The 23,507-nt window shown below is 58.0% G+C and carries 26 protein-coding genes; 13 read left to right on the forward strand and 13 right to left on the reverse strand.

Going from position 1 to position 23,507, the window contains the following annotated elements:
• Positions 1 to 6: 6 nt before the first annotated feature.
• Positions 7 to 789: a hypothetical protein gene (locus AC097W_RS06265; RefSeq protein WP_479601630.1), complete on the forward strand. Its 783-nt coding sequence runs from the start codon at positions 7 to 9 to the stop codon at positions 787 to 789.
• Here AC097W_RS06265 and AC097W_RS06270 read toward each other — a convergent pair.
• Positions 786 to 2,339 (reverse strand): wax ester/triacylglycerol synthase family O-acyltransferase, encoded by a 1,554-nt coding sequence (locus tag AC097W_RS06270; RefSeq protein WP_479601631.1) that lies wholly within the window; start codon positions 2,337 to 2,339, stop codon positions 786 to 788. The genes AC097W_RS06265 and AC097W_RS06270 overlap by 4 nt on opposite strands.
• An 89-nt stretch (positions 2,340 to 2,428) precedes the next feature.
• Between AC097W_RS06270 and AC097W_RS06275 the strand changes: the two genes are divergently transcribed.
• Positions 2,429 to 2,683 (forward strand): acyl-CoA-binding protein, encoded by a 255-nt coding sequence (locus tag AC097W_RS06275; RefSeq protein WP_479601632.1) that lies wholly within the window; start codon positions 2,429 to 2,431, stop codon positions 2,681 to 2,683.
• Between the two features lie 12 nt (positions 2,684 to 2,695).
• Here AC097W_RS06275 and AC097W_RS06280 read toward each other — a convergent pair whose 3' ends face one another.
• Positions 2,696 to 2,989 carry a polyhydroxyalkanoic acid system family protein gene (locus AC097W_RS06280; RefSeq protein WP_479601633.1) on the reverse strand — a complete coding sequence of 98 codons (294 nt, stop codon included), beginning with the start codon at positions 2,987 to 2,989 and terminating at the stop codon, positions 2,696 to 2,698.
• A 29-nt stretch (positions 2,990 to 3,018) separates the two neighbouring features.
• Between AC097W_RS06280 and AC097W_RS06285 the strand changes: the two genes are divergently transcribed.
• Positions 3,019 to 3,351 (forward strand): DUF1840 domain-containing protein, encoded by a 333-nt coding sequence (locus AC097W_RS06285; RefSeq protein ID WP_479601634.1) that lies wholly within the window; start codon positions 3,019 to 3,021, stop codon positions 3,349 to 3,351.
• 28 nt (positions 3,352 to 3,379) lie between these two features.
• On the opposite strand, the gene AC097W_RS06290 is transcribed toward AC097W_RS06285, so the two are convergent.
• From AC097W_RS06290 to AC097W_RS06325, 8 genes are all read right to left on the reverse strand, one after another.
• On the reverse strand, positions 3,380 to 4,351 hold the full coding sequence (locus AC097W_RS06290; protein ID WP_479601635.1) for a tripartite tricarboxylate transporter substrate-binding protein: 972 nt from the start codon (positions 4,349 to 4,351) through the stop codon (positions 3,380 to 3,382).
• Between the two features lie 107 nt (positions 4,352 to 4,458).
• Positions 4,459 to 5,730: a phenylacetate--CoA ligase family protein gene (locus tag AC097W_RS06295; protein WP_479601636.1), complete on the reverse strand. Its 1,272-nt coding sequence runs from the start codon at positions 5,728 to 5,730 to the stop codon at positions 4,459 to 4,461.
• Between the two features lie 97 nt (positions 5,731 to 5,827).
• A complete protein-coding gene (locus AC097W_RS06300; RefSeq protein WP_479601637.1) occupies positions 5,828 to 6,637 on the reverse strand; it encodes an ABC transporter ATP-binding protein in 810 nt (269 codons plus the stop codon).
• A gap of 102 nt (positions 6,638 to 6,739) precedes the next feature.
• Entirely contained in the window at positions 6,740 to 8,068 is a 1,329-nt protein-coding gene (locus AC097W_RS06305; RefSeq protein WP_479601638.1) for an ABC transporter substrate-binding protein, read from the reverse strand.
• 59 nt (positions 8,069 to 8,127) lie between these two features.
• Positions 8,128 to 9,204, reverse strand: a complete 1,077-nt coding sequence (locus AC097W_RS06310) for a branched-chain amino acid ABC transporter permease (protein WP_479601639.1) — start codon at positions 9,202 to 9,204, stop codon at positions 8,128 to 8,130.
• Between the two features lie 23 nt (positions 9,205 to 9,227).
• Entirely contained in the window at positions 9,228 to 10,157 is a 930-nt protein-coding gene (locus AC097W_RS06315; protein WP_479601640.1) for a branched-chain amino acid ABC transporter permease, read from the reverse strand.
• Between the two features lie 12 nt (positions 10,158 to 10,169).
• The gene (locus AC097W_RS06320) at positions 10,170 to 10,952 is read right to left on the reverse strand and encodes an ABC transporter ATP-binding protein (protein WP_479601641.1); all 783 of its coding nucleotides are present in this window, start codon (positions 10,950 to 10,952) and stop codon (positions 10,170 to 10,172) included.
• Complete coding sequence (locus AC097W_RS06325) at positions 10,949 to 12,895, reverse strand: AMP-dependent synthetase/ligase (RefSeq protein ID WP_479601642.1); 1,947 nt, start codon at positions 12,893 to 12,895, stop codon at positions 10,949 to 10,951. The genes AC097W_RS06320 and AC097W_RS06325 overlap by 4 nt, the downstream gene beginning before the upstream one ends.
• A 165-nt stretch (positions 12,896 to 13,060) precedes the next feature.
• On the opposite strand from AC097W_RS06325, the gene AC097W_RS06330 reads away from it, so the two are divergent.
• Both AC097W_RS06330 and AC097W_RS06335 read left to right on the forward strand, forming a co-directional pair.
• Positions 13,061 to 13,771: a Crp/Fnr family transcriptional regulator gene (locus tag AC097W_RS06330; RefSeq protein WP_479601643.1), complete on the forward strand. Its 711-nt coding sequence runs from the start codon at positions 13,061 to 13,063 to the stop codon at positions 13,769 to 13,771.
• A 243-nt stretch (positions 13,772 to 14,014) separates the two neighbouring features.
• Positions 14,015 to 14,887: an FmdE family protein gene (locus tag AC097W_RS06335; RefSeq protein WP_479601644.1), complete on the forward strand. Its 873-nt coding sequence runs from the start codon at positions 14,015 to 14,017 to the stop codon at positions 14,885 to 14,887.
• A gap of 205 nt (positions 14,888 to 15,092) precedes the next feature.
• Here AC097W_RS06335 and AC097W_RS06340 read toward each other — a convergent pair whose 3' ends face one another.
• The 3 genes from AC097W_RS06340 to AC097W_RS06350 all read right to left on the reverse strand — a co-directional run bounded on the left by AC097W_RS06340 (position 15,093) and on the right by AC097W_RS06350 (position 16,603).
• The gene (locus AC097W_RS06340) at positions 15,093 to 15,323 is read right to left on the reverse strand and encodes a DUF4926 domain-containing protein (protein WP_479601645.1); all 231 of its coding nucleotides are present in this window, start codon (positions 15,321 to 15,323) and stop codon (positions 15,093 to 15,095) included.
• A gap of 2 nt (positions 15,324 to 15,325) precedes the next feature.
• Positions 15,326 to 15,667, reverse strand: coding sequence for a DUF6883 domain-containing protein (locus AC097W_RS06345; RefSeq protein ID WP_479601646.1), 342 nt, complete (start codon positions 15,665 to 15,667; stop codon positions 15,326 to 15,328).
• Positions 15,668 to 15,736: 69 nt separating this feature from the next.
• Positions 15,737 to 16,603, reverse strand: a complete 867-nt coding sequence (locus AC097W_RS06350) for a transposase (RefSeq protein ID WP_479601647.1) — start codon at positions 16,601 to 16,603, stop codon at positions 15,737 to 15,739.
• Positions 16,604 to 16,928: 325 nt separating this feature from the next.
• Between AC097W_RS06350 and AC097W_RS06355 the strand changes: the two genes are divergently transcribed.
• The 8 genes from AC097W_RS06355 (at position 16,929) to AC097W_RS06390 (ending at position 23,404) form a co-directional block, all read left to right on the forward strand.
• Positions 16,929 to 17,207 (forward strand): hypothetical protein, encoded by a 279-nt coding sequence (locus AC097W_RS06355; protein WP_479601648.1) that lies wholly within the window; start codon positions 16,929 to 16,931, stop codon positions 17,205 to 17,207.
• A 28-nt stretch (positions 17,208 to 17,235) separates the two neighbouring features.
• Positions 17,236 to 17,760, forward strand: a complete 525-nt coding sequence (locus AC097W_RS06360) for a sigma-70 family RNA polymerase sigma factor (RefSeq protein WP_479601649.1) — start codon at positions 17,236 to 17,238, stop codon at positions 17,758 to 17,760.
• A 111-nt stretch (positions 17,761 to 17,871) separates the two neighbouring features.
• Complete coding sequence (locus AC097W_RS06365) at positions 17,872 to 18,918, forward strand: permease (RefSeq protein WP_479601650.1); 1,047 nt, start codon at positions 17,872 to 17,874, stop codon at positions 18,916 to 18,918.
• Between the two features lie 16 nt (positions 18,919 to 18,934).
• A complete protein-coding gene (locus tag AC097W_RS06370; RefSeq protein ID WP_479601651.1) occupies positions 18,935 to 19,855 on the forward strand; it encodes an MBL fold metallo-hydrolase in 921 nt (306 codons plus the stop codon).
• Between the two features lie 110 nt (positions 19,856 to 19,965).
• Complete coding sequence (locus AC097W_RS06375) at positions 19,966 to 20,217, forward strand: YgaP family membrane protein (protein WP_479601652.1); 252 nt, start codon at positions 19,966 to 19,968, stop codon at positions 20,215 to 20,217.
• 27 nt (positions 20,218 to 20,244) lie between these two features.
• On the forward strand, positions 20,245 to 20,478 hold the full coding sequence (locus AC097W_RS06380; protein WP_479601653.1) for a thioredoxin family protein: 234 nt from the start codon (positions 20,245 to 20,247) through the stop codon (positions 20,476 to 20,478).
• A gap of 40 nt (positions 20,479 to 20,518) precedes the next feature.
• Positions 20,519 to 20,920 carry a rhodanese-like domain-containing protein gene (locus AC097W_RS06385; protein WP_479601654.1) on the forward strand — a complete coding sequence of 134 codons (402 nt, stop codon included), beginning with the start codon at positions 20,519 to 20,521 and terminating at the stop codon, positions 20,918 to 20,920.
• A 42-nt stretch (positions 20,921 to 20,962) separates the two neighbouring features.
• Positions 20,963 to 23,404, forward strand: coding sequence for a heavy metal translocating P-type ATPase (locus tag AC097W_RS06390; RefSeq protein ID WP_479601655.1), 2,442 nt, complete (start codon positions 20,963 to 20,965; stop codon positions 23,402 to 23,404).
• Positions 23,405 to 23,507 lie beyond the last annotated feature (103 nt).

The raw sequence follows: 23,507 nt of genomic DNA on the forward strand, positions 1-23,507 counted from the left end.
CACAACATGCACACCACGGCCCCATGGACTGCGTTTGCCCACGCCGGCGACTTTCCGTTTGATGCGGACAGCGTCTTGGCGCAATGGGCGCAGCTGCATGCGGGTGACCAGGAACCATTACCCCAGGATCCCAAGGTCCTTGCCGCCTGGGTACTGTTTCATCAGGGTGCTTTTCAGAATGCCGTCGAGGCCGGGTTGGCGGCTGGACCCGCGGGTATGACGGTCGCCAACAAGGCCACCTGCATCTACGCCAACTATCTTGAACCCAAAGAAAGAACCCGGCTTGATCTGTTTTTGCAAGTTGCGGAGCGCGCTGCGGCGCAAGCCCTGGCAGAGCCCGGCAATGCCAACGCGTTCTACTGGCAGGCCTATGCGCTGGGCCGCTACAGCCAGGGCATCAGCGTGGCCAAGGCGCTGGCGCAAGGGCTTGGAAGCACAGTCAAATCCACGCTGGAGGTAGCGATTCGCCTGCAACCCAACCACGCCGACGCCCACATTGCATTGGGCGCATTCCACGCCGAGGTCATCGACAAGGTAGGGGCGCTGATTGGCAACATGACGTACGGCGTCAAAAAAGACGCGAGCCTGGGGCTTTTTCAGCGGGCGCTCACTCTGACACCGCAATCCGCCATCGCCAGGATCGAATTGGCCAACGCCCTGGTGATGCTGGAGGGTGACGACCGCGTGGCAGAGGCGACGGGCTTATACGAACTGGCCGCAGCCAGCAAGCCGTTGGATGCCATGGAGCGGCTGGATGTGGCGTTAGCCCAGACCGAACTGGCGGATTAGGCGGGCTCTCCCCACGGCAGCATCAGGGTCACCGTCGACAACCGGACGAACTCGGGCTCGAACTTGTCGATGATGTTTTGCGGGTCCGGGCACAGGGTGGCGTCGGACACCACGCCAAACTGGACACCGCCGCCGTAGCTGAGGATAGAAACGCCCAGCCCCACGGTTCCGCTTTGTGGCACCCAAACCAGGTTTTCCTCTACGGTTGAGCCGCACAGTTTCAGCTTTTCGCGGGGGCCCGGCACATTCGTCATCACGGCAGTCGTCTTTTTGGAAAACAGGCCCAGCATGGCATCCTGCAAGGGCTTCACCAGCATACCGGCCACCGCCAGCAAGCCAAAGGCAAGCAAGGGCTGCATGCTGCCCTTGAGCCCTTGCATGCGCCGGCGCACTTCATACACTCGCTCAATCGGGTTTTCGATACCCAGGGGCAGCACCAACGGAGCCAAGCCGAACTGGTTACCCAACTGGTAAGCCTTGCCAGCGGCGCGCAGGTTCACCGGGACCATCGCACGGATCTCCTTGCCGTCTACGGAGTCACCATGTTCCTTCAAGTACGCGCCAATGGCGCCGGCGACACAGCTGAGCAGCACATCGTTGATGGAGCAGTTCAACGCCTTGCCCACCGCCTTGACTTCGGCGAGTGGAATCGGTGGACACCACGCCACGCGCTTGGTGCGACCCGGAACCCCCTTGAGGCGGGTCGGCGAGTCGTCTTCCATCAGCGCCAGCGCAGCCATGTCAGTGACCGCCCGGTAGGCCAGTCTGGCCAGGTCCGCCGTACCATGCAAGCCCTTTTCCATTCCCTTTTGCGGCTCCATCAGCAAGCCCATGGACCGCACCGCACCTTCGCCCGCGGCGCCCAGCGCTTTGACCGTCATATTGGTGAAGGGCTTCAAAAGGGAGTCGGCCACCCACTCCTCAGCACCTTCAAGTCCCTCTCTATGTGCTGCGTGGTGCGGCCGCTCAGGGGGTAGCGCCCCACCGTCCACAAGCGACTGGGTCACCTGCACCAAGGCGATGCCGTCGGCGATGCAATGGTGGATACGCACCATCATTGCCGAGCCGCCCTTGTAGTGTTCAACCAGATGGAATTGCCACAACGGGTACTGTTTGTCCAGTGGTTGCATGGTCAGCTCGGCCAGACGGTCCTGCAGAGCCTCCTGCTCCCGACCGGCAGGCTTCTTCGGAAGCTTTTCAATGACCAGGTGGTTTCCCATGTCAAACGCGGGGTCGTTGATCCAGGTGGCCCCAACCGGGTCTTCTACCGCGCACTGCATAAAGCGCGGGTACCTGAGCAGGCGCTCCTGAATACGCTGGCTCAGATCGTCGTAGCGAATGCCGGGCTTAACAACCCAGACACCCACAATCATCATCAAGTTGGATGGTGAATCCATGCGAAGCCAGGCCGTGTCGACCTTGCTCATGCGTTCGCCGTGCAAACCCAGGGCGCCCACTACCGCGTCGGTCACGCCCTTCTGGATCACCTGTGCGGTGGTTTGGTGTGGGATTTTTGGCGCAACTTTTTTGGCTCTGACTCGGGTAACCATAAAGACTCCATGAACACGGATTCCTGATTTTGCAGGCAAAACGCACCTTAAGATACGGGGAAAGTCCCCTAACCCAAACGGAGAGCCCCATGGCCAATCTGAAGAAGCAATTCGAAGCCGCTGTCGCCAATTCCAAGAATCTGACCGAGCGCCCTGACAACAGCACCCTGCTCAAGATTTACGCCCTCTACAAGCAGGCTAGCACCGGTGACAACACAGAAAAAAAACCCGGATTCACCGACATGGTGGGGCGCGCCAAGTGGGATGCATGGAACGGCTTCAAGGGCATCAGCACAGACGATGCCATGCAGCAGTACGTCGACTTGATCGAATCTCTGAGCTAACGAATTCTTGCGCTAGCGCGGGGCCAGCAAGTCGTCGAGATTTTTGACGATTTCGGCTTCAATCCGGGCTTTGAACGCACCGAGCAAAAAGCCCAGTCTGGCGTCCAGATCAAAATGGTCGGGCGTGACGTGCAAAGTGCCGCTGACCCCCGAGCGCGTGAAGGTGACATGATCCGCCTTGGCACCTTTCTCGTAGCTGCACTCCATACCAAATTCTTCTTCCACCTGCGCCGCCCAGGCGAGTGCAATTTTTCGTGCGGCAGCCAGGCTAAGGGAATGTTCACGTCGAATGTGAAGGTTTGCCAATGTGATACTCCAGTGCTATTCTTGTTTGCATGCTCTACAAATTCAAATCCCAGGCCGCCGGTGACATCATCATGCTGGAGACCAACGGTCGCCAATTGTTGAAGATCATCGGCAAGGACGATGAGGCAAGCCTGATTAAGGGTATTTTGCTACCAGAGCAGATGTCGGCTGCGGTTGCTGCGCTGGAAAGTGCCATTGCAACAGAGGAATCAACCCTTCAGCAGCGCATCAAAGAGGCGCAGGCCGCCGGAGAAGTTGTGCCCCGGCCCGAGGCCATCACCTTGCGCCAGCGTGCCGTGCCATTCATTGACATGATTCAGCGTTGCCACAAGGCGCAAAAAGAGATCGTCTGGGGGGTGTGAACCCCCGCCGATCGCCATTCGCGCAATGTCAGTCGGCGTAGACGCCGGCCGCCTTGATGATCGGGCTCCATTTCGTAATTTCCGCCGCGACAAACTTCTTGTGCTCGGCCGGCTCCATGCGCTTGTCGGTCATCACCACGGCGCCCAGCGCTTCCTCTTTCTTTATGAAATCCGCATCTTTCAGGGCTATTTTCAGAGCCGCGTTCAGCTTGGCCAGCACCTCAGGCGGGGTTCCCTTGGGTGCATACAAACCATGCCAGACCGATACTTCAAAGCCCTTAAGCCCAGAACCCTGCAGAGTGGGTAAATCCTTCAGTGCTGGCGTGCTCAGTGGCTTGGCCGTGGTCACAGCGTAGGCGGTGACCTTTTTGGCTTCAATCTGCGACGACGTATTGGTAGTTTGGTCGCACATCAAGTCGATTTGCCCGCCAATCAGGTCGGTCATGGCGGGTGCAGTTCCTTTGTAGGGCACCGTGGTCATCTCCACCTTCACGGCATTCTGAAACAGCAGCCCACACAGATGGGAGGCAGACCCGACGCCGGCGTTGCCCAGATTGATCTTGCCCTTGTTCTGATCGATCCAGACAACCAGCTCCTTGAAATTTTTTGCAGGCAGGGAGGGGCGTCCAATCAGGGTCATCGGCACTTCATTGATCATGCCCAGATATTCGAAATCGTTCTCCACCTTGAACGGTATGTTGCGCACCAGCGTAGGCATGGTGGCCATACCGATATGGTGCAGCAACAACGTGTAGCCGTCCGGTGCGGCCTTGGCCACCTTGTTGGCCGCGATGGAGCCGCCAGCGCCCGCCGCGTTGTCCACCAGAATAGTGCCGCCTCCCAGGGGCTTGCGCATGGCCTCTGCCAGATCGCGGGCAACCCGGTCGGTCGGTCCACCCGCAGCAAACGGCACGACGATGGAAATGGGTTTGGACGGATAGGTGTCTGCGTGGGCAAACACGGCAGAAACGGCGGCAACAACAACGAGTAATTTTTTCATGAAAGGATCTCTAAAGAATAGGACCCTCACAGTCTATCGGCAACCCCCTTTCCGAGCATGGCGGAAACTACCTAGGAAGCCCCTCCATCGCGTGTATGGCGCTACTGCTACTTGTAGCTTCGGGCGTCTTCAATGACCTTGCCGTCATTCGGCAAACTGCCGGGAGCCAGAATTTCGACCTGGCCGCGCAATTTGGTTACATCGCGAATGGCTTCACCGATACGGGCTGAAAGGCCCTCCGTGTCACCGGTCGCTTCTACCTTCAGGGTCATGATGTCATTGGCCATTTCTCCGCTCACCACCAGGCGCGCGCGCGCGACATCGGAAAAACGCTTGACGATGTCATCCACCTGCTTGGGGTGGACGAACATGCCCCGGATTTTGGTAGTCTGGTCCGCTCGGCCCATCCAACCCTTGATACGGGTATTGGTTCGCCCGGTTGGGCAATGCCCCGGCAAGACGGCCGACAAGTCACCCGTGCCAAAACGGATGAGCGGGTAGCCGGGGCTGAGCGTGGTCACCACCAGTTCGCCGACCTCGCCCTCTGCCACCGGGTCGCCGGTTCCGGGGCGGACGATTTCAACAATCACGCCTTCGTCCAGCACCAATCCCTCACGGGCCGATGTTTCATAGGCAATCAGGCCCAAGTCTGCCGTGGCGTAACACTGGTAGGCGTCAATGCCGCGTGCCAAAAACCAGTCGCGCAAACTGGGGGGAAAGGCTTCGCCGCCAAACATGGCCTTGGTCACGCTGGGCAAGGCCACACCCATCTCGGCGGCCTTGTCCACAATGATTTTCAGAAAACTGGGGGTACCGATGTAGCCGGCCGGTTGCAGGTCGCGCATGGCTTGCACCTGTTGCTCGGTCTGTCCGGTGCCACCGGGAAACACGGTGCAGCCCAATGCATGCGCGCCGGTTTCCATCATGGAGCCTGCGGGTACAAAATGGTAGCTGAAGCTGTTGTGAATAAGCTCACCCGGGCGAAAGCCGGCCGCATAAATGGCCCGTGCCATGCGCCAGTAGTCACGACCCATGCCTTCGGGCTCGTAAATCGGTCCCGGGCTGGCAAACACGCGTGGCATGGCTGCGCCAAACCCCAAAGCACTGAACCCGCCGAACACATTGCCTGCGGCCACTGCACCCAACGCACCATCCCGGGCCGCCTGCTGGCGTTCCTGCAACTCATGCTTGCGGATGACAGGCAACTGGGCCAGCGCAGCCCGGCTCACCACCTCAGCCGGGTTGACGCCTTGCAGCAGGTCGGCAAAGGCCACGCTGTGGTTTTTGGCGTGCGCTACCTGGGCCGGCAATGCCGCCATCAGGGCCGCTTCGCGCAGCGCAGGGGTTCGGGTTTCGAGCGCGTCAAACGCAGAAGTCATGCGGGCCTCCACAAGCCAAGTCAAATGCTATAAAAACAATAGCTGCTTGCGCATATTCCATGCGGTCTACAGCCATAAAAGACATTAAATAAATAGATCAGGCAAGCCAGCGCTTGCGCCGCTTGTAGCTCTTGACGTCTTTGAAACTCTTGCGCTCGCCACCGCCCACGCCCAGATAGAACTCTTTGACGTCTTCGTTGCTGCGCAGGTCTTCGGCAGCGCCGTCCATTACCACCCGGCCGGATTCCATGATGTAGCCGTAGTCGGCGTATTTCAGGGCCATATTGGTGTTCTGCTCCGCCAGCAAAAACGTGACGCGTTCTTTGGCGTTGAGGTCTTTCACAATCTCGAAAACCTCTTCCACGATCTGGGGAGCCAGCCCCATGGAGGGCTCGTCCAGCAGCACCATGGTGGGGTTGGCCATCAGGGCACGGCCAATCGCGCACATCTGCTGCTCGCCGCCCGAGGTGTAAGCCGCCTGGCTGGTGCGCCGTGTTTTCAGACGCGGAAAGTAGTTGTAAACCTTCTCCAGATTGGCAGCCACTTCACCGCGGCTCTTGCGGGTGTAGCCGCCGGTCAGCAGGTTTTCTTCAATGGTCAGGTGGGCAAAGCAATGCCGCCCTTCCATCACTTGCACCACGCCGCGCTGCACCAGGTCGGCAGGCGAGAGGTTTTCAATACGCTCACCCCGCAGCTCGATCGAGCCTTTGGTCACCTGGCCGCGCTCGCCCGCCAACAGGTTGGAAATGGCACGCAGCGTCGTGGTCTTGCCGGCGCCATTGCCACCCAGAATAGCCACGATGCCGCCCTCAGGCACCTGCAGCGACACACCCTTGAGAACCAGAATGACGTGGTTGTAAATGACCTCGATGCCATTGACGTTGAGAACAATTTTTTTAGGTTCCATTTGCATTACCTTGTGACCAAATGAAAGGCTCGCAGTGCGACCCTTTCATTTGGCGGCTCTTGCGAGAGCCGCTACCCGGTGGCAAGCCGGGCGTGTGCTCAATCAGGACTGGCAATCCGCAGGCGTGCGGGGTGTCAGCTTCTTGTCGGTCGCGTACTTGGCGGCAGTAGCCTTCACCAATGGCTTGATGATCTGCTCGTCACCCTGCAGCCAGTCGGACGTGAACTTCCAACCCTTGCCATCCCACGTATGGATACGTGCCCACGATGCACCCATGTGGTCTGCACACGAAGTGCTGATGGGGCGCATGACGCCAGCAAAGCCCAGGGCATCGAGTTTGGGTTGGGTGAGGTTCAGGTTTTCCAGACCCCAGCGCACTTGTTCGCCGGTCATGACCTTGCCCTTGCCGAAGCGTTCCTGGGCCGCGCGAATGCCTTCAATACCCAGCATGGCGCTCATGGCTCCGCGCATGTACAGCACTTGGCCGACTTCGTCCTTGGGTCCGGTGCCCTGGCCCTTGTCGTGCACCATGGACATCACGTCTTTCACCAGTTTGGACTGGGGCTCTGCACCGTGTTGCATGGTGACCGCGTTGTAGCCCTTGGCACCCTCGGCCACGTCCTTGACGTCTGGCTCCGCACCGGCCCACCACACGCCATACATCTTTTCGCGGGGGTAGCCGGTGGCTTGCGCTTCCTTGATGGCAGTGGAGTTCATCACGCCCCAGCCCCACAGCACGACATAGTCAGGCTTGGCTTGGCGCACTTGCAGCCAGGTTGCTTTTTGCTCTACGCCAGGCGCAGTCACCGGCAGCATTTGCAGGGTAAAGCCATGCATCGCTGCGCGCTCTTGCAGCAGGGGAATGGGCTCTTTGCCAAACGGGCTGTCGTGGTACACCAGCGCAATTTTCTTGCCCTTGAGCTTGTCCAGTCCGCCTTCTTTTTTGCCGATGGCCTGAATGATCGCGTCGGCTGCCACCCAGTAGGTACCAGCGATGGGGAAGTTCCACTTGAAAACGGATCCGTCCGCGCTTTCGCTGCGGCCATAGCCAACCGTGACTACGGGAATCTTGTCAGCAGGCGCCTTCTCGGTGATGGCAAAAGTGGCACCGGTCGACAAAGGCTGTACCAACGAGGCGCCCTTGCCCTTGAGACGCTCGTAGCATTCCACGCTGCGGGCAGTGTCGTAGCCGGTCTCACACTCTTCGTAGGAAAGTTTCACGCCGTTGATGCCGCCGCGGGCATTGGTCAACTTGATGTAGTCCACATAGCCGTTGGCCCATGGCACACCATTGGGCGCATAAGGACCGGTGCGGTATGACAGCACGGGAAGGAATTGCTCTTTGGCTTGTGCGAATGCCGTGCCTGTGACCAGGACCGAAGCACCAGCTGCCACCAGGGCGGTTGCGAGTACGAGTTTGCGAAGCTTCATTTGTCTCTCCTGTTAATAAATATGGAAGCGCGAAAAAAAACCAGCTGTCGATGCAGCGATCAGTGCGGGAAAGGCCACAGCCGCAGCTTTTGTTTACCAATGGACCACAGCTTGGCCAAACCATGGGGCTCAACGATGAGGAACCAGACTATGAGTCCACCAAAAATCATGAGTTCCGCATGGGATACACCGGCCGTTGAAATTTCAAACCCCAGCATAGTGGCCAACGCCGGCAAAAACTGGCTGAGGAAAATGGGCAGCAACACGATGAAGGCGGCGCCAAAGAAGCTGCCCATGATGGAACCCATGCCCCCAATAATGACCATGAACAGCAGCTTGAACGACTGGTCTACCGAGAAGGCAGCAGGCTCCCACGCACCGAGGTAGATAAAGGCCCACAGGGCACCGGCAATGCCCACAATAAAAGAGCTGACCGCAAAGGCGGTGAGCTTGGCGTACATGGGGCGAATACCGATCACCGCAGCCGCCACGTCCATATCGCGAATGGCCATCCACTCGCGCCCCACGGCACCGCGCACCAGGTTCTTGGCCAGCAGGGCGATGACCGCCAGCAGCGTCAGACAAAAAAGGTATTTGGCCAGCGGGCTATCCAGAGACAGACCAAACACCTGCAAGTTGGACACGGACACTGAGCCGGACGGCGAGTAGTTGGTGAACCATTGAATCCGCAAGAACATCCAGTCCGCGAAGAACTGCGCGGCCAATGTAGCCACCGCCAGGTACAGGCCTTTGACCCGCAAGCTGGGTAGACCAAACAAGATACCAAACAGCATGGCGCAGATGCCACCGAGAATCAAGGCGACGATCAGCGGAATGCCCTCCACGCGCACAAAAAAGTTGTAGGCGGAATAGGCTCCCACCGCCATGAAAGCGCCCGAACCCAGCGAAATCTGGCCACAGTAGCCGACCAGAATATTCACGCCGATGGCGGCCAGCGAAAAGATCAGGAAGGGAATCAGGATATTGGTCAGCCAATAGTTACTGGCAAGGGCAGGCACCGCGACAAACGCAACGGCCAGCAGAGCATACAAAGCCATGCGGTCCTGCGCGATGGGAAATATCTGCTGGTCCGCGCGGTACGTGGTTTTGAATTGACCGTTTTCTCTGTAGAACATGTTTCTTCTCAATCAGTTGGAGGTCAGACGCGGTCAATGATTTTTTCGCCAAACAGGCCTTGCGGACGGATCAGCAAAAACCCGAGCGCCAGCACATAGGCGAACCAGATTTCTATACCGCCGCCCACAAAAGGCCCGAGGTAGACCTCAGACAACTTCTCGCCGACACCAATAATCAGGCCACCCACAATGGCACCCGGCACCGAAGTCAGGCCACCCAGAATCACCACCGGAAGCGCGCGCATGGCCACCGTGGTCAAAGAAAACTGTACGCCCAGCTTGCTGCCCCAAATCATGCCGGCGACCAGCGCCACCACACCGGCGACGCACCACACAATGACCCAGATGCGGTTCAGCGGAATGCCAATGCTTTGTGCCGCCTGGTGGTCATCGGCCACCGCCCGCAGAGCACGGCCGGTTGCGGTTTTCTGAAAGAACATGCTGAGCAGCGCAACCAGTGCAGCGGCAATGACGGCGGCGTACAGGTCTTCCTTGTTGATCAGGATGCCGCCTTCAAACGCACGCTCCAGAATCAGCACCGGATCTTTGGGCATGCCAATATCGATCTTGTAAATGCTGTTGCCGAAAATGGTCTGGCCCAGGCCTTCCAGAAAGTAGGTGATGCCCAGCGTGGCCATCAGCAGCGTGGTGCCTTCCTGGTTAACGAGGTGGCGCAGCACCAGGCGCTCAATCACCCAGGCGACCACAAACATCACCACGCCCGCACCAATGAAGGCCAGCACGTTGGCAATCAGCGGGTCAGAAATTCCCGTGAGAGCGGGAATCCACTCGGCCAGGCGCGCCATGGCCAATGCCGCAAACAGCACCATAGCGCCCTGTGCGAAGTTGAAGACGCCGGATGCCTTGTAGATCAGCACGAAACCCAGTGCGACCAGTGAATACAGCATGCCGGCCATCAGGCCGCCCAGCAGTGTTTCCAGAAAAAATGCCATCTCAATAGTCCTTTAGTGGGAGGTACCCAGGTACGCGCTGATCACGTCCGGGTTGTTGCGCACTTCATCAGGCGTTCCGTCACCAATTTTTTTGCCGTAGTCGAGCACCACCACGCGGTCAGAGATGTCCATCACCACACCCATGTCGTGCTCGATCAACACCACGGTGGTTCCAAACTCTTCGTTGACGTCGAGCACAAAGCGGCACATGTCCTGCTTCTCTTCCACGTTCATGCCGGCCATCGGCTCATCCAGCAGCAGCACTTGCGGCTCCATGGCCAGTGCGCGTCCCAGGTCGACCCGCTTTTGCAGGCCGTAAGGCAACTGGCCGACCGGAGTTTTGCGAAAGGCCTGGATTTCCAGAAAGTCGATGATGCGTTCCACCGCCTCGCGGTGCATGATTTCTTCGCGCTCCGCCGGACCAATACGAATCGCCTGCATCAGGATGTTGCTTTTGATCTTGAGGTTGCGCCCGGACATGATGTTGTCCAGCACACTCATGCCCTTGAACAGCGCCAGATTCTGGAAGGTGCGGCCAATGCCCATCACGGCCACCTGGTGGCTGTCCATGTGCTTGAAGGTCTGCCCCCGAAAGCTGATGGCACCCTGCTGCGGCGTGTACACGCCATTGATGCAATTCAGCATGGAGCTCTTGCCGGCACCATTGGGCCCAATGATGGCGCGCACTTCATGCTCGCGCACATCAAACGAAATATCGGTCAGTGCCTTGACGCCACCAAAACTCAAACTGATGTTTTTGACGTCCAGAATGACGTCGCCAATTTTCTTGCTCATGCTGCCACCTTCACCGGCGCAAATGTCTTTGCGTCGTCAATCTTCAAAGTGGCGCTCACCTTGCCGGTGCGCCCGTCTTCAAACTTGACCTGGGTTTCAATAAACTGCGATTTTTTGCCGCCATACAGCGCATCAATCAACTCGAGGTACCGTTCAGCAATGAAGCCACGGCGAACCTTGTTGGTGCGGGTGAGCTCGCCGTCATCGGCATCGAGCTCTTTGTGCAACACCAGGAAGCGGCTCACCTGGCTACCCGCCAGCAGCGCGTCTTCGCTCAAATCGGCGTTGACCTTTTCCACACATTCTTTGATGAGCTGGTAGACCTCGGGCTTTTGCGCCAGATCGGTATAGCCCGCATACGGCAGGTTGCGCCGCTCGGCCCAGTTGCCCACGGCATCAAAGTCGATATTGATCATCACGCACACCTGATCGCGGCCATCACCATAGGCCACCACCTCTTTGATGTGCGAGAAGAACTTGAGTTTGTTCTCCACATACTTGGGCGCGAACATGGCGCCGTCGTTGGTACCGCCCTTGATACGGCCCACGTCCTTGACGCGGTCAATGATCTTCAGGTGACCATGGGCGTCAATGAAACCGGCATCGCTGGTGTGGTACCAGCCTTCCGCGGTCAGCACCTCGGCCGTGGCCGCCGGATTTTTGTAATATTCCTTAAGCAGCCCGGGTGACTTGACCAGAATTTCACCGTTGTCGGCGACCTTGATCTCCACACCTGCGCAGGGTACACCCACGGTATCCGCGCGGGCCTCGTGGTCGGGCTGCAGGCACACAAACACAGCGGTCTCGGTCGAACCGTAGAGTTGCTTCAGGTTGATGCCGATGGAGCGGAAGAAACTGAACAGGTCCGGCCCAATGGCCTCACCCGCCGTGTAAGCCACCCGCACGCGGCTCAGACCCAGGTTGTTGCGCAGGGGACCGTACACCACCAGGTTACCCAGCTGGTAGAGCACGCGGTCCATGAACGCAATGGACTTGCCGTCCATCAGCGTGGGACCGACGCGCTTGGCGACATCCATGAAGTAATGGAAAACGCCGCGCTTGATGCGGGACGCATCTTCCATGCGAATCATCACACTTGTGAGCAAGCCTTCAAACACGCGGGGTGGCGCAAAGTAGTAGGTGGGCCCGATTTCCTTGAGGTCGATCGTGACCGTGGCGGCCGACTCAGGGCAATTCACCACGTAGCCGCACGCCAGCCACTGTGCGTAGCTGAAAATGTTTTGCCCAATCCAGGCCGGCGGCAGGTAGGCCAACACCTCTTCAGCATGGGTAAGGTGATCAAACGCGGCCCCTACGCTGGCACGGTTGAGCAGCGAGTTGTGCGTGTGCACCACACCCTTGGGGTTGCCGGTGGTGCCCGAGGTAAAAAACATGGCGCCCACATCCGAGGGCTGAATCTGCTTGACCTGGTCAGCATAAAAATCCGGATGAACGGCAATAAATGCACGCCCGGAACCCAGAAGCTCATCCAGCGCAGCCAGGCCCGATTCGTCGTACTGGCGCAAGCCACGCGGATCGTCAAAGTAAATGTGCGTCAGCTGCGGGCAGCTCTCGCGGATTTCGATCAGCTTGTCGACCTGCTCCTGGTCTTCCGCAAAGGCGAAGCGGACCTCGGCATTGTTGATGGGGAACACGCACTCGGCCGCGGCGGCGTCCTGGTACAGCGGCACAGGGATCGCACCCAGTGATTGCACGGCCAGCATGGTGGCGTAAAGGCGGGGCCGGTTGGCCCCCACCACCACCATGTGTTCACCACGGCGCAGGCCGGCCTGGTGCAGGCCTGCGGCAAGTTGCTGCACCATGGTCGCCAAATCGGCCCAGGACAGCGACTGCCAGATGCCGTATTCCTTCTCACGCATGGCGGGCGCCGTCGGGCGCTGACTGGCGTGCTTCTGAAGTAATTGCGGGAAAGTCGTTTGCATTCCGGTTCCTTGTCACCTTTGCGTAACCCTGTTGCCGTGCAGCAGGGTTTTGTATGGCGTGATTATTGATCTGGCATTTGACGTCAAGTTGTCGTTTGGACGACAATTGAAATCTTTCCGAATAGGTGTTTTCCCTTCACTTATACGCAACTTACAGCCAACGCCATGCAATCTGATTCCGCACTCCACCAGCGCCGACGCAGTCTGACGGTGGCTGAACTCGACGCCATTCCCTGGATCCACCTGCTGTCACCCGCTGAACGGGAAAGGGCGGTGGATGACCTGAAAATTGCAGATGCCGACCCTGGGGATTACATCTGTCGCACGGGCCGCCCAGTCACCTATTGGTTTGGCGTAGTGGATGGCCTGCTCAAGATGAGCAGCGACAACGCCGAGGGTCAGACCATGACCTTCACCGGAGTGCCCCCCGGTGGCTGGTTTGGCGAGGGCACGGCCATGAAACGCGAAACCTACCGCTACAACATCCAGCCCCTGCGCAAGAGCCGCGTGGCAGGTCTGCATGTGGACACGTTTCACTGGTTGCTGGACCACTCGATTGGCTTCAACCGCTTCGTGATGAACCAGCTCAATGAACGGCTGGGGCAGTTCATTGCTGCCCGCGAGATTGACCGCATGACCAACCCCGACATCCGGGTGGCGCGCAGCTTGGCGTCCTTGTTCAACCCGGTTCTCTACCCGGGCGTAGGTGAGGTGCTGCGCATTACGCAACAGGAGCTAGCCTATCTGGTGGGCCTGTCACGCCAGCGCGTCAACGAAGCCTTGACGGCACTGGCTGCACACGGCGCGATACGGGTGGAATATGGCGGCTTGCGGGTACTGGACCTGCAGGCACTGCGCAGCCATATCTTTAAATAAAATAGGCCTCTAGCCCTCGTCGATATTGCGTAAGTAGCTATATTTTTAATAGCTTACTGAAGTGCATCCTGCACGGGAAGATGCTGTTCGAGCCGGGCAGCAGGCGATGAGTTGCACAAGGGGCCCGCGCGTTTACCGAATCAAATTGATTAAACGCAAGGTACCTCGGCAACGGTGGATTTAGTATTTTCATACGGTTAGGGGTGACTGCCTGTCTTGGCTTCAATCAGGGAGAATCGTTACATGAAGATTGTGTACTTGGCTATCGGCCTGTCGCTGCTGTGCGGCACTGCTTATGTATCCGCAGCTGGGCCCACATATGTCGAAGGCGAGACGATTTTTGTGGAAACTGGAGTCGAAGCGCCTGATCGTGCGCCGACTTGGTACGCATCCATGGTGGCCAAGCCCTATGCGCCCGTGTTTGAAATGCTGGCCACGCAAGGCACCCAGGGCCGCTACTCTCCCTATACCTATCCGGTCACACTCAAAGACCTGGTCCGGTTCCATGGACACGATTGCGAAGGCACTACCACGGCAGCCAATTCGGCTTGGGTCGCGTTTAAGATCCTTTTTCCAGACGGGATCATTGACCGTAGCGTACTCTGGGGTATCAGCGGCGAATCACCTTGCTGGTCGGACGCAGTCGCCTTTCTCACCGGCGCTCGCCTGCAATACGGAAACCTTGGCTACTTCAAGGACAAACTTTACAGCCATGCCATCGTGCTCTACCGCGAGGACACCCAGATGGCCGTTCTGGCCACCTGGAAAGAAGGCATCAACAACATCCCGGGCGAGCCGGTGATGCTGCCCGGCAAGACCAGCTGGACGCCCAAGATCACGATGAAAGAAGTTGAGGCGCTGAAGGCCGTCGTCAAACAGGCCGGTGGTACCCCGACGCCTTATCAGGTGGACCTCATGCGATTCCAGCAATGGGCCCACATCAACGACATCCTCGACCGGCCGCTGCAGGAGAGCGACCAAGCGAAAGTCATAGAAAATTTCAAGTGGGAGGACTGGATCGATCCTGCTAAGGTGATTGAAAAAACACACACGCGCAGCGACGTGCGGCTCAAAAACTACCCCTACCGTGGCAGTCCTGTGGAGGGGCCGACGTAGCGTAGCTGCGATGGGTATTTTTCTTAACCCACTCGCGCTTTTCAGCGTCGCCCGCCGCCCGGGTTTGCTCGAATATACGGACTAGGTGCGTACGAAGTTCAGGCATGACGCGCTAGCAATCCTAGGTGGGTAGGAATATTGTGCACGTTTTGACGATTAAAAAGGCCACGTCTCCGTAGAAACGTGGCCTGTGTGAATCAACTAATTAGGCAGCCAGTAGTAATCTCTCATGCATTACTGCCCGTCCAGATGCCTGCCTCAAGTCAGCAGCCTCCACGGTGGACACACCGATGGTGTTTCCGTCAAGGCTAAGAAATTCGACCTCATACGCGTCGCCTTTTCCGTACGTGTGTACCACGATACCAACATCGCCCGGCTCCAAGCCAAGGCTGGGCAAGGCGCTCTTAAGCACCACCTGTGAATGTTCATCAAACATATTCAACTCCTTCCCGGGTAAGCTGTAACAAATCGAACTTCCTCTTGGCCCTCGTCCTGTATCCACACAGCTTTAACGATGGGTCGAGGATTCCGACCATCAGGGGTACCCAACCCACCGATGACAATGTACTTCGTTCCGTACTTTGACGCAACAGTCTCGGATACGGGCAACGTTTGCGCCTGCTCCATCAAAGCGTTGTAAAGCAGCTCCCACTTTTCTAGCGTAAAGCCGAAATTGTAGAAAAAGTGGGCTTTGCCATGACTCTTGTCAGGATGCAGCAGATATTCCAGCAACTTAGCTGGGTCGATTCGCCTCTCTTGAGGGAGGCGCAACTCACTCATATGGACGTCCTTTCAAAATATCGAGGGCTAAAGCCCTTCTGTAACAGGACCTCCAAGGGTATAGGGACGTCAGCAAAACTCATACTCGTTATGAACCGCTATGAAGATATCCAGCTTGTCCTGCAGCTTTGGGAGGGACTTCGTGGTTGTCCAGGTCTTGCGTGCCATCACTGCGATGCCTGCACGAATCTTCGCGCACGTGTGATTAAGCCGGAACATCGGGTCAAAGGAACCTGTGGCCTTTGACCGCTTGCTCGAATCGACCACGGCGTGCGGTATCGTGGCGGCGATAAGCTTTGGGTAACTGGTAGCCTTGTCACACGAGACTACGCAAACCTTTTTGGCTGCCCTGGACGCCTCGGTCAAGGCTTTGCGACAAGCCAAAGGAGACTCATTCATGGTCCAGCTGTATTTGGACCTGCCTTTGACCGCCAGATGTCCATTGGAAGGGATTTGCCCCACTTTCATAGACAGAATTTCCCCGGTCTTGCCCCGCACAACCATAGGGATGGTCACTGCTTTAGACCGTGCGTGAACGAAGGTGACCATTTCATCGAACTGCATCCACCCTGTGGAGAGCCTGCCCTCGTTCAGCGCCTGTTCGTGGGCTAATCGTGCCTGCTCAGCCAGCCAGGTGCATCGAGCTTTAATGGTGTCGTACGACACATGCAGCACGCGAGCGCAACCGCGCATTGTGACCCCTTCGCAAAGTAGCCTCGCAAGGGTGCCGTTGATGTCGGGGCGCTTCTGGCCGCATTCTGGAGCAAGGCTTTGGTCAGAGAAGACACGACCGCAGCCCTTGCACTCGTATCGGCGAATTGGTATGCCGGCCTGGAGCTTCGTTGAGTAGGCGCCTCTGCGCCGAAAAAATCCCTCATGCAAACCTTTGTGATAGGTGCAAATTTCATTGGGGCAATATTTCGGGTCGTTGCTCACTGCATGATTTTACGCATTTTTAAGCACCTGAAGAGCCTAATGGATACATAACATACTGATTTTTAAGGGATTCTCTGGTTTTCCGCTAGAAATTTCTGCACAATATTCCTACCCACGTAGCTAGCAATCGCTGCATTGCGAATCAGGGGTGTGGTTTCGCATCCGCGCCAAGGCGGCCTGACGCCGGCAGCTTGACAGCCCGCAATCTGTCAACCGTGCCAACGTCTAAAGTAAAGTCGTAACCAAGTCCATTGCGGTTCACCGTTGTCGGGTGTATCGCGCTGTATTTGCCGCTACGTTATTCCATCCTCTACGGAGGTCCCAAATGAAAACCAGAATTTATATTCCCACGACCTTGGTGTTGGCAATTGGAATGGCCCTGAGTGCATCCACTTATGCGGCGGGAGCTGGGGCCGCAGGCAGTGCGGGAACGGACGGGGATGGTACGCATGACCCGTTGCTGCGTGTCCGGCTGGCCGGTGAAGTTAAGCAGGAGCAACCTATTGCCAATGGCCTGTCCAATAAAACGTTTGTATTGTCCTGGCTGGCAAACCCACCCGTTGGCGTTGATGCGCTATCGAAATTGGTCACCAGGCCGGTATAAAGTGCAAAGTATCCATATAGTTCAAACCATGAATTGCCTTACTTCTGCCTGGACAGCGCATGAGTCCGAGTTGCGCGGCTGGGCGCGCAAGCGTTTGCACAACACGGCTGAGGCCGACGACCTCTTACAAGACATTTTTCTCAAGTCCTTGCGCCAAGGTGAGCGGTTTTGCTCCGTGCAAAACGCCCGTGCCTGGCTATTTGAGGTAGCACGCAACACCCTGGCTGACCATCTGCGCGTGTCACGGGAAATGGTAGAACTGCCGGACGATCTGGCCGAATCGGAGATGGATATTGACGCTGTGGACGGCCTGACAGCCTGTCTTCCCCGTGTGCTCTCTGAGCTGAGCCCGCAAGACCGCGATGCCATCACCCAGTGTGATTTGCTGGGTGTGCCACAGGCCGACTTTGCCGCAGCCCATGGATTGAGCCTGACGGCAGCCAAGTCCCGCATTCAGCGCGCACGGCAGCGCCTCAAACAACACATGTCACACGCTTGCCAGGTGCAGTTGAACGATACAGGCAAGGTATCGGACTTTGTGCCGCGCAAGTGACGCTATATTATTGATAGCTACGTGTGCAGTGTCCACGCGGGCCAGTGGCATTTTTTATGGAATTTTTGAGAATTCACGCGTCTTTTCAGTGTTTCGTTCGTCTCCACTGATATGAACACCCTAGTCACCCCGCAGAAATCCTGGCCCCTGCGCCAGCCCATTGTCTTTTTGGTATTGGCTGCCATCGCTTGGTTGTTGCTCTACCAGACGCTGATCCCGGCCTCCGAGGTGCTGGTTTCCGCTCTGCCGGTAAACCGCGCCAGCCACTTGGGCGGTGCCCTGCAGTTCTTCTTTTATGACACGCCCAAGGTCTTGATGCTGCTGACCGGCGTGGTGTTCGTCATGGGCATGGTCAACAGCTACTTCACCCCAGAGCGGACGCGTGCCTTGTTGGCCGGGCGGTCTGAGGGGGCGGCCAACGTGATGGCTGCCTCATTGGGCATCGTCACCCCGTTTTGCTCGTGCTCGGCGGTGCCGCTCTTTATCGGCTTTGTGCAAGCCGGTGTGCCGCTGGGGGTGACATTTTCGTTCCTGATCTCGGCGCCCATGGTCAATGAAGTAGCGCTCACGCTGCTGTTTGGCATGTTTGGCTGGAAAGTCGCACTGCTGTACTTGAGCCTGGGTTTGAGCGTTGCCATTGTGGCCGGCTGGATCATCGGCCGCCTGAGAATGGAAGCCTATCTGGAAGACTGGGTGCGCGACATGCCCAAGATGTCAACCCAGTTTGAAGAAAGCGGGGCCACACTGGCCGACCGCATTCAGGGTGGCTTTGCGGCGGTACGCGAAATTGTTGGCAAAGTCTGGCCCTACATTTTGGTGGGCATCGCAGTCGGCGCAGGCATTCACAGCTATGTCCCAGAAGACTACATGGCCAGTTTCATGGGCAAGGACGCCTGGTGGTCGGTGCCGCTGGCCGTCATCATTGGTGTGCCTTTGTACAGCAATGCAGCCGGCATCATCCCGATTGTTCAGGCACTCCTGGCAAAGGGTGCAGCCTTGGGCACGGTGCTGGCGTTCATGATGAGCGTGATTGCATTGTCCCTGCCCGAGATGATCATCCTGCGCAAGGTACTCAAAGTGCGCTTGATTGCCACCTTTGTGGCCGTCGTGGCCAGCGGAATTTTGCTGGTGGGCTTTGTCTTCAACGCTGTTTTGTAACCAGGAATTGACTTCCATGCTGAAACTCATCCGTCCATTGCTTTTCGTCGGTTTGGGGATTGCCCTGCAGGCGCAAGCCGTAGAGATCATCTTCAAACCGGTAGCCCCAGACGTCTATGCCTACATCGGCGACATCGAAGGCCGCACCTATGACAACGAAGGTCTCAACGCCAATATCGGCCTGATCGTGACACCGGTGGGCGCGGTGCTGATCGACAGCGGCTCCAGCTTTCAAGTGGCAGGCAAGCTGGAGGCCGCCGCCCGGCAAGTCACCCCCCAGCCGATCAAATGGATTATTAACAGCGGAGACCAGGATCACCGCTGGCTGGGCAACGGTTACTTCAAGGCCAAAGGCGTTGAGATCATCGCCCACCAGGATGCACAGGCGGACATGGGCGCCCGCGCCGCCGAGCACCTGCAAGGCCTCAAGGTATTGAAAGAGCGGCTGGACGGCACGGTGCCCACCCTGCCTACGCGCTTTGTCACTGAGCCCGATACCCGGCTGGAGTTGGGAGGCACAGTCATTGAACTCAAGCACCGCCATGGCGGGCATACACCGGGCGACACCCTGGTGTGGTTACCGCAAAAAAGCGTTCTTTTCAGCGGAGATGTGGTCTACGTGGAGCGCGTGCTGGGTCTGCACCCCGTCAGTAGCACGAAAAACTGGCTGGAATCGTTTGTAGTGATTGATGCACTCAAGCCGAACATCATCGTGCCCGGCCATGGCCAAGTCACCAATCTGGCCACTGCACAGGCGCAAACGCGTGACCTGCTGCTGGCCCTGCGCGCCCACATGAAAAAAGCCGTGGACGACGGCGTGGACATGAGCGCTGCGGTCAGGAGTTTTAACGCCACACCATTTGCCCATCTGAAGCACGCTGAGGTATGGATTCCACAACTGGCCAACCAGGTTTATCTGGAAGTGGAGCGCGAATAGCGCTATTTTTTGAAGCTGCTGCGTCTTTTAGGGGACTTTGCCGTCTTCACTCACAAGGACTACCAATATGAGGTGGCTCACTTACCAAACCAAACTCTTGGAGATTTTTCATGACTGTTAATCGCGCTGTCAGTATTTTTGCTGGATTCATGATCATGGCCAGCCTCGCGGCGGCTCACTTCAGTGGTCAGATCAATCTGGCTCAGATGAGCTGGCTATGGCTGACCGCCTTTGTCAGTGCCAATCTGTTCCAGATGGGCTTCACGGGTTTTTGCCCCGCTGCCAAAATTTTTGCAGCCCTGGGCCTGAACAGTGCCGGCGCCAACTGCTCAACCGACAGCAAAGTCGGCAAGTGCTGCTAAGGTTTTAACCCCTCACAAGGAAACACCATGGACATCAAAGTTCTCGGCACAGGCTGTGCCAATTGCAAAACCACCATTGCCCTCATTGACCAGATCGCCAAGGCCAAAGGTGTGGAAGTCAAACTCGAAAAAGTGGAAGAGCTGCGCGACATCATGGGTTACGGCGTGATGAGCACGCCCGGTGTCGTGATCAATGGCAAGGTTGTGCATGCCGGTGGCGTGCCCAGTCGGGACAAGATCGAGCAATGGCTCGCGGCTTGAATTAGCCCCCCTGCTACTTGAATTTCAAAAGGAAATAACCATGCTTGCAGAAGCGAAAGAGGTGTGCCCCACCACCGCCCGTCGGCTGACCAATGAAGGTGCCCTGCTGGTTGACGCGCGTGAGTTGAATGAGGTTCAGGCGCTGGCGTTTGACGTTCCCGACGTTGTGAATATCCCATTAGCGGAACTGGAAACCCGCTGGAACGAGCTGCCCAAAGACCGGGAACTGGTAATGGTGTGCCAGGAGGGAGGACGTAGCCTGAAAGCCACTTATTTCATGCAGTACAACGGCTACACCCAGGTGAGCAATATGGGTGGCGGCATTTTGAAGTGGATGCAAAAAGGCTTTCCGGTCATTGGCAAGCGTGCAGAAGTGCCAGCTTGCGCCACTGGATGCTGCGCGCCTGCAACTGCATCCAGCGCCGCATCAGGCTGTTGCTGAGACTCCGTCGCCGATGCAGCAACCCGTCACCCGGGCAGCCTGATGGCGAACCCCAAAAAACTGCGGCTGGAGGTTCCCCTTCTGCTGCCCGATATTCCCAATGCAAGGGACCATTGTGTCCGTTCGTTGATTGCTGCACTCACTGGGCGCACCGGCATCTCTGAGGCCCATGTGGTGGAGGAGGCCGGTAGCTTGGCGCAGCTTTGCATTCACTATGATGCCGGCGTCATTCCATTGGGGCGGGTGCGGGAGCTTGCGCAAAGCGTGGGGGCCGAAATCACCGGGCGTGTGGGCCATCTGATCCTGCGGACAGACGAAACCTTTGACGCACGCGAGGCCAGTAGCCTGGGCGCTGAAGTGCGCAAAATTGAAGGGGTTGTGGAGGCTGAGGTGGCTGGTTCCGGCGTCGCTCGACTTGAGTTCGATCGCCACCTTGTGACTGAGTTCACGCTACTGGCCAAACTCGCTGAGCTGGGAATTCGTCCTGTGGCGCCGATCGCTGAGGCAACGCATGCCCATGATGAACATGAACATGCGGGACTGTTCGGAGAAAAGTCTGAACTGGCATTTGCGCTGATTTCGGGCCTTTTGCTGGTCAGTGGCTGGACTTTGGGCTGGCTGTCGCATGCGCCAGCTTGGGCGGCGACGGCTTGTTATGTTGGCGCTTATGGTTTTGGCGGCTTTTTTATACTGATCGAGGCAGTAGAAAATCTACGCGCCCGTCGTTTTGAAATCGACACTCTCATGCTGGTAGCGGCAGCCGGAGCTGCTGCGCTGGGCCAGTGGGCAGAAGGTGCCTTACTGCTGTTTCTGTTCAGCATCGGGCATTCGCTGGAGCACTACGCCATGGGCAGGGCGCGGCGCGCCATCGAAGCGCTGGCCGAACTCGCGCCCGAGCGGGCGATGGTGCGCCGCAATGGGAGCACAGTAGAAGTGCCCGTGGCGGAACTGGTGGTTGGCGATGTGGTGGTTGTCCGCCCGAATGAGCGCTTGTCTGCCGATGGGCTGGTCGTGCTGGGCCATACCAGCGTGAATCAGGCACCCGTAACCGGTGAGAGCGCGCCGGTGGACAAGAGCGCGGTTGAAGACCCTCAGGCAGCACTTGCCGCAATAGCTCAGTTTGACCGAATGGAGGCGAAGTTTCGGGTGTTTGCCGGAACGATCAACGGCGCAGGCGCTATCGACGTCATGGTGGCGCGCCCAGCCAATCAGTCCACCATGGCGCGGGTGGTCAAGATGGTTACCGAAGCACAGGCCCAGCGCTCGCCCATGCAGAGTTTTACCGAGCGCTTTGAGAAATGGTTTGTGCCCGCAGTGTTGGCCATGGTGGGCCTATTGCTGTTTGCCTGGGTGGTGGTGGACGAGCCCTTTGCTGCCAGCTTCTACCGGGCCATGGCGGTGCTGGTGGCGGCCAGTCCATGTGCGTTGGCGATCTCCGTGCCCAGCGCCGTACTCAGCGGCATTGCGCGCGCAGCCCGTGGTGGTGTCCTCATCAAGGGCGGCGGCGCGCTGGAGAACCTGGGCACCTTGAGCGCCATTGCATTTGACAAGACAGGCACCCTCACCGAAGGCCGGCCGCGCCTGACCGACGTTGTGACGGCCGAGGGGGCTACCGAGCAGGAACTGCTCAACCTGGCACTGGCGGTGGAGCAGCTCAGCGACCACCCTCTGGCCAGCGCTGTGGTAGCTGGCGCGCGGGAACGCCTGGGCGCATCGGCCGAGGCGCTGGCAGTTACAGACATTGAAAGCGTCACCGGGAACGGGGTAAAGGCGCGCATGGGGAATGACGTGGTGTACCTTGGCAAGCCGGATCGCGTGAGTGCAGACAGCATGACTTCACCCTTATCCAGTCTCATGGTGGCCAACAAACGCTTGATTGAGACTGGACGCACCACCATGATCGTACGACGCGGCGATCGCTACCTAGGCGTGCTGGGTCTGATGGATACACCGCGTGTCGGCGCGTCCGAGGTGATGGCTGAGTTACGCGCACTCGGCATAGAGCGCCTCATCATGATTTCCGGCGACAACCAGCGCGTGGCCGAGTCAGTGGCCCGGGAAGTGGGCCTGACCGAGGCCCAAGGTGATTTGCTGCCAGAGCAGAAAGTCGAAGCCATCCAGAAGCTGCGTGCAAGTGAGGGTAAAGTAGCGATGGTGGGTGATGGGGTGAATGACGCACCCGCCATGGCCAACGCGACCGTGGGTATTGCCATGGGCGCTGCGGGCTCCGCCGTCGCCCTAGAAACGGCAGACGTCGCCCTGATGGCCGACGACCTGGCGCAGCTTCCCTTTGCGGTCGGACTGGCGCGCCAGGCGAGCCGCATCATCCGGCAAAACCTTTGGATCAGTCTGGGTGTTGTGGCATTGCTAGTGCCTGCCACGTTGTTGGGATTGAAGATGGGAGCGGCGGTGATCTTTCATGAAGGCTCGACGCTAGTGGTGGTAATCAATGCGCTGCGTTTGCTTGGATACAAAAAATCATAGAACTAGGGTCGAACATTCTGACTGTCCGCATCGGGTCGGTTGTTCGCGTTCACGATACAAAGTTGGGTGACTGCAAACGCAGCATCGCAGTCATAAAAACTAC

The organism is Rhodoferax sp. GT1R46 (genome assembly GCF_056521285.1).

Coding starts and splice junctions, on each gene's coding strand:
- AC097W_RS06270 (WP_479601631.1), bottom strand. CDS start 2,339: ATGGTTACCCGAGTCAGAGCCAAAAAAGTTGCGCCAAAAATCCCACAC.
- AC097W_RS06320 (WP_479601641.1), bottom strand. CDS start 10,952: ATGAGCAAGAAAATTGGCGACGTCATTCTGGACGTCAAAAACATCAGT.
- AC097W_RS06290 (WP_479601635.1), bottom strand. CDS start 4,351: ATGAAAAAATTACTCGTTGTTGTTGCCGCCGTTTCTGCCGTGTTTGCC.
- AC097W_RS06305 (WP_479601638.1), bottom strand. CDS start 8,068: ATGAAGCTTCGCAAACTCGTACTCGCAACCGCCCTGGTGGCAGCTGGT.
- AC097W_RS06375 (WP_479601652.1), top strand. CDS start 19,966: ATGACTGTTAATCGCGCTGTCAGTATTTTTGCTGGATTCATGATCATG.
- AC097W_RS06365 (WP_479601650.1), top strand. CDS start 17,872: ATGAACACCCTAGTCACCCCGCAGAAATCCTGGCCCCTGCGCCAGCCC.
- AC097W_RS06335 (WP_479601644.1), top strand. CDS start 14,015: ATGAAGATTGTGTACTTGGCTATCGGCCTGTCGCTGCTGTGCGGCACT.
- AC097W_RS06300 (WP_479601637.1), bottom strand. CDS start 6,637: ATGGAACCTAAAAAAATTGTTCTCAACGTCAATGGCATCGAGGTCATT.
- AC097W_RS06340 (WP_479601645.1), bottom strand. CDS start 15,323: ATGTTTGATGAACATTCACAGGTGGTGCTTAAGAGCGCCTTGCCCAGC.
- AC097W_RS06315 (WP_479601640.1), bottom strand. CDS start 10,157: ATGGCATTTTTTCTGGAAACACTGCTGGGCGGCCTGATGGCCGGCATG.
- AC097W_RS06285 (WP_479601634.1), top strand. CDS start 3,019: ATGCTCTACAAATTCAAATCCCAGGCCGCCGGTGACATCATCATGCTG.
- AC097W_RS06310 (WP_479601639.1), bottom strand. CDS start 9,204: ATGTTCTACAGAGAAAACGGTCAATTCAAAACCACGTACCGCGCGGAC.
- AC097W_RS06330 (WP_479601643.1), top strand. CDS start 13,061: ATGCAATCTGATTCCGCACTCCACCAGCGCCGACGCAGTCTGACGGTG.
- AC097W_RS06385 (WP_479601654.1), top strand. CDS start 20,519: ATGCTTGCAGAAGCGAAAGAGGTGTGCCCCACCACCGCCCGTCGGCTG.
- AC097W_RS06355 (WP_479601648.1), top strand. CDS start 16,929: ATGAAAACCAGAATTTATATTCCCACGACCTTGGTGTTGGCAATTGGA.
- AC097W_RS06265 (WP_479601630.1), top strand. CDS start 7: ATGCACACCACGGCCCCATGGACTGCGTTTGCCCACGCCGGCGACTTT.
- AC097W_RS06275 (WP_479601632.1), top strand. CDS start 2,429: ATGGCCAATCTGAAGAAGCAATTCGAAGCCGCTGTCGCCAATTCCAAG.
- AC097W_RS06325 (WP_479601642.1), bottom strand. CDS start 12,895: ATGCAAACGACTTTCCCGCAATTACTTCAGAAGCACGCCAGTCAGCGC.
- AC097W_RS06295 (WP_479601636.1), bottom strand. CDS start 5,730: ATGACTTCTGCGTTTGACGCGCTCGAAACCCGAACCCCTGCGCTGCGC.
- AC097W_RS06380 (WP_479601653.1), top strand. CDS start 20,245: ATGGACATCAAAGTTCTCGGCACAGGCTGTGCCAATTGCAAAACCACC.
- AC097W_RS06360 (WP_479601649.1), top strand. CDS start 17,236: ATGAATTGCCTTACTTCTGCCTGGACAGCGCATGAGTCCGAGTTGCGC.
- AC097W_RS06345 (WP_479601646.1), bottom strand. CDS start 15,667: ATGAGTGAGTTGCGCCTCCCTCAAGAGAGGCGAATCGACCCAGCTAAG.
- AC097W_RS06370 (WP_479601651.1), top strand. CDS start 18,935: ATGCTGAAACTCATCCGTCCATTGCTTTTCGTCGGTTTGGGGATTGCC.
- AC097W_RS06390 (WP_479601655.1), top strand. CDS start 20,963: ATGGCGAACCCCAAAAAACTGCGGCTGGAGGTTCCCCTTCTGCTGCCC.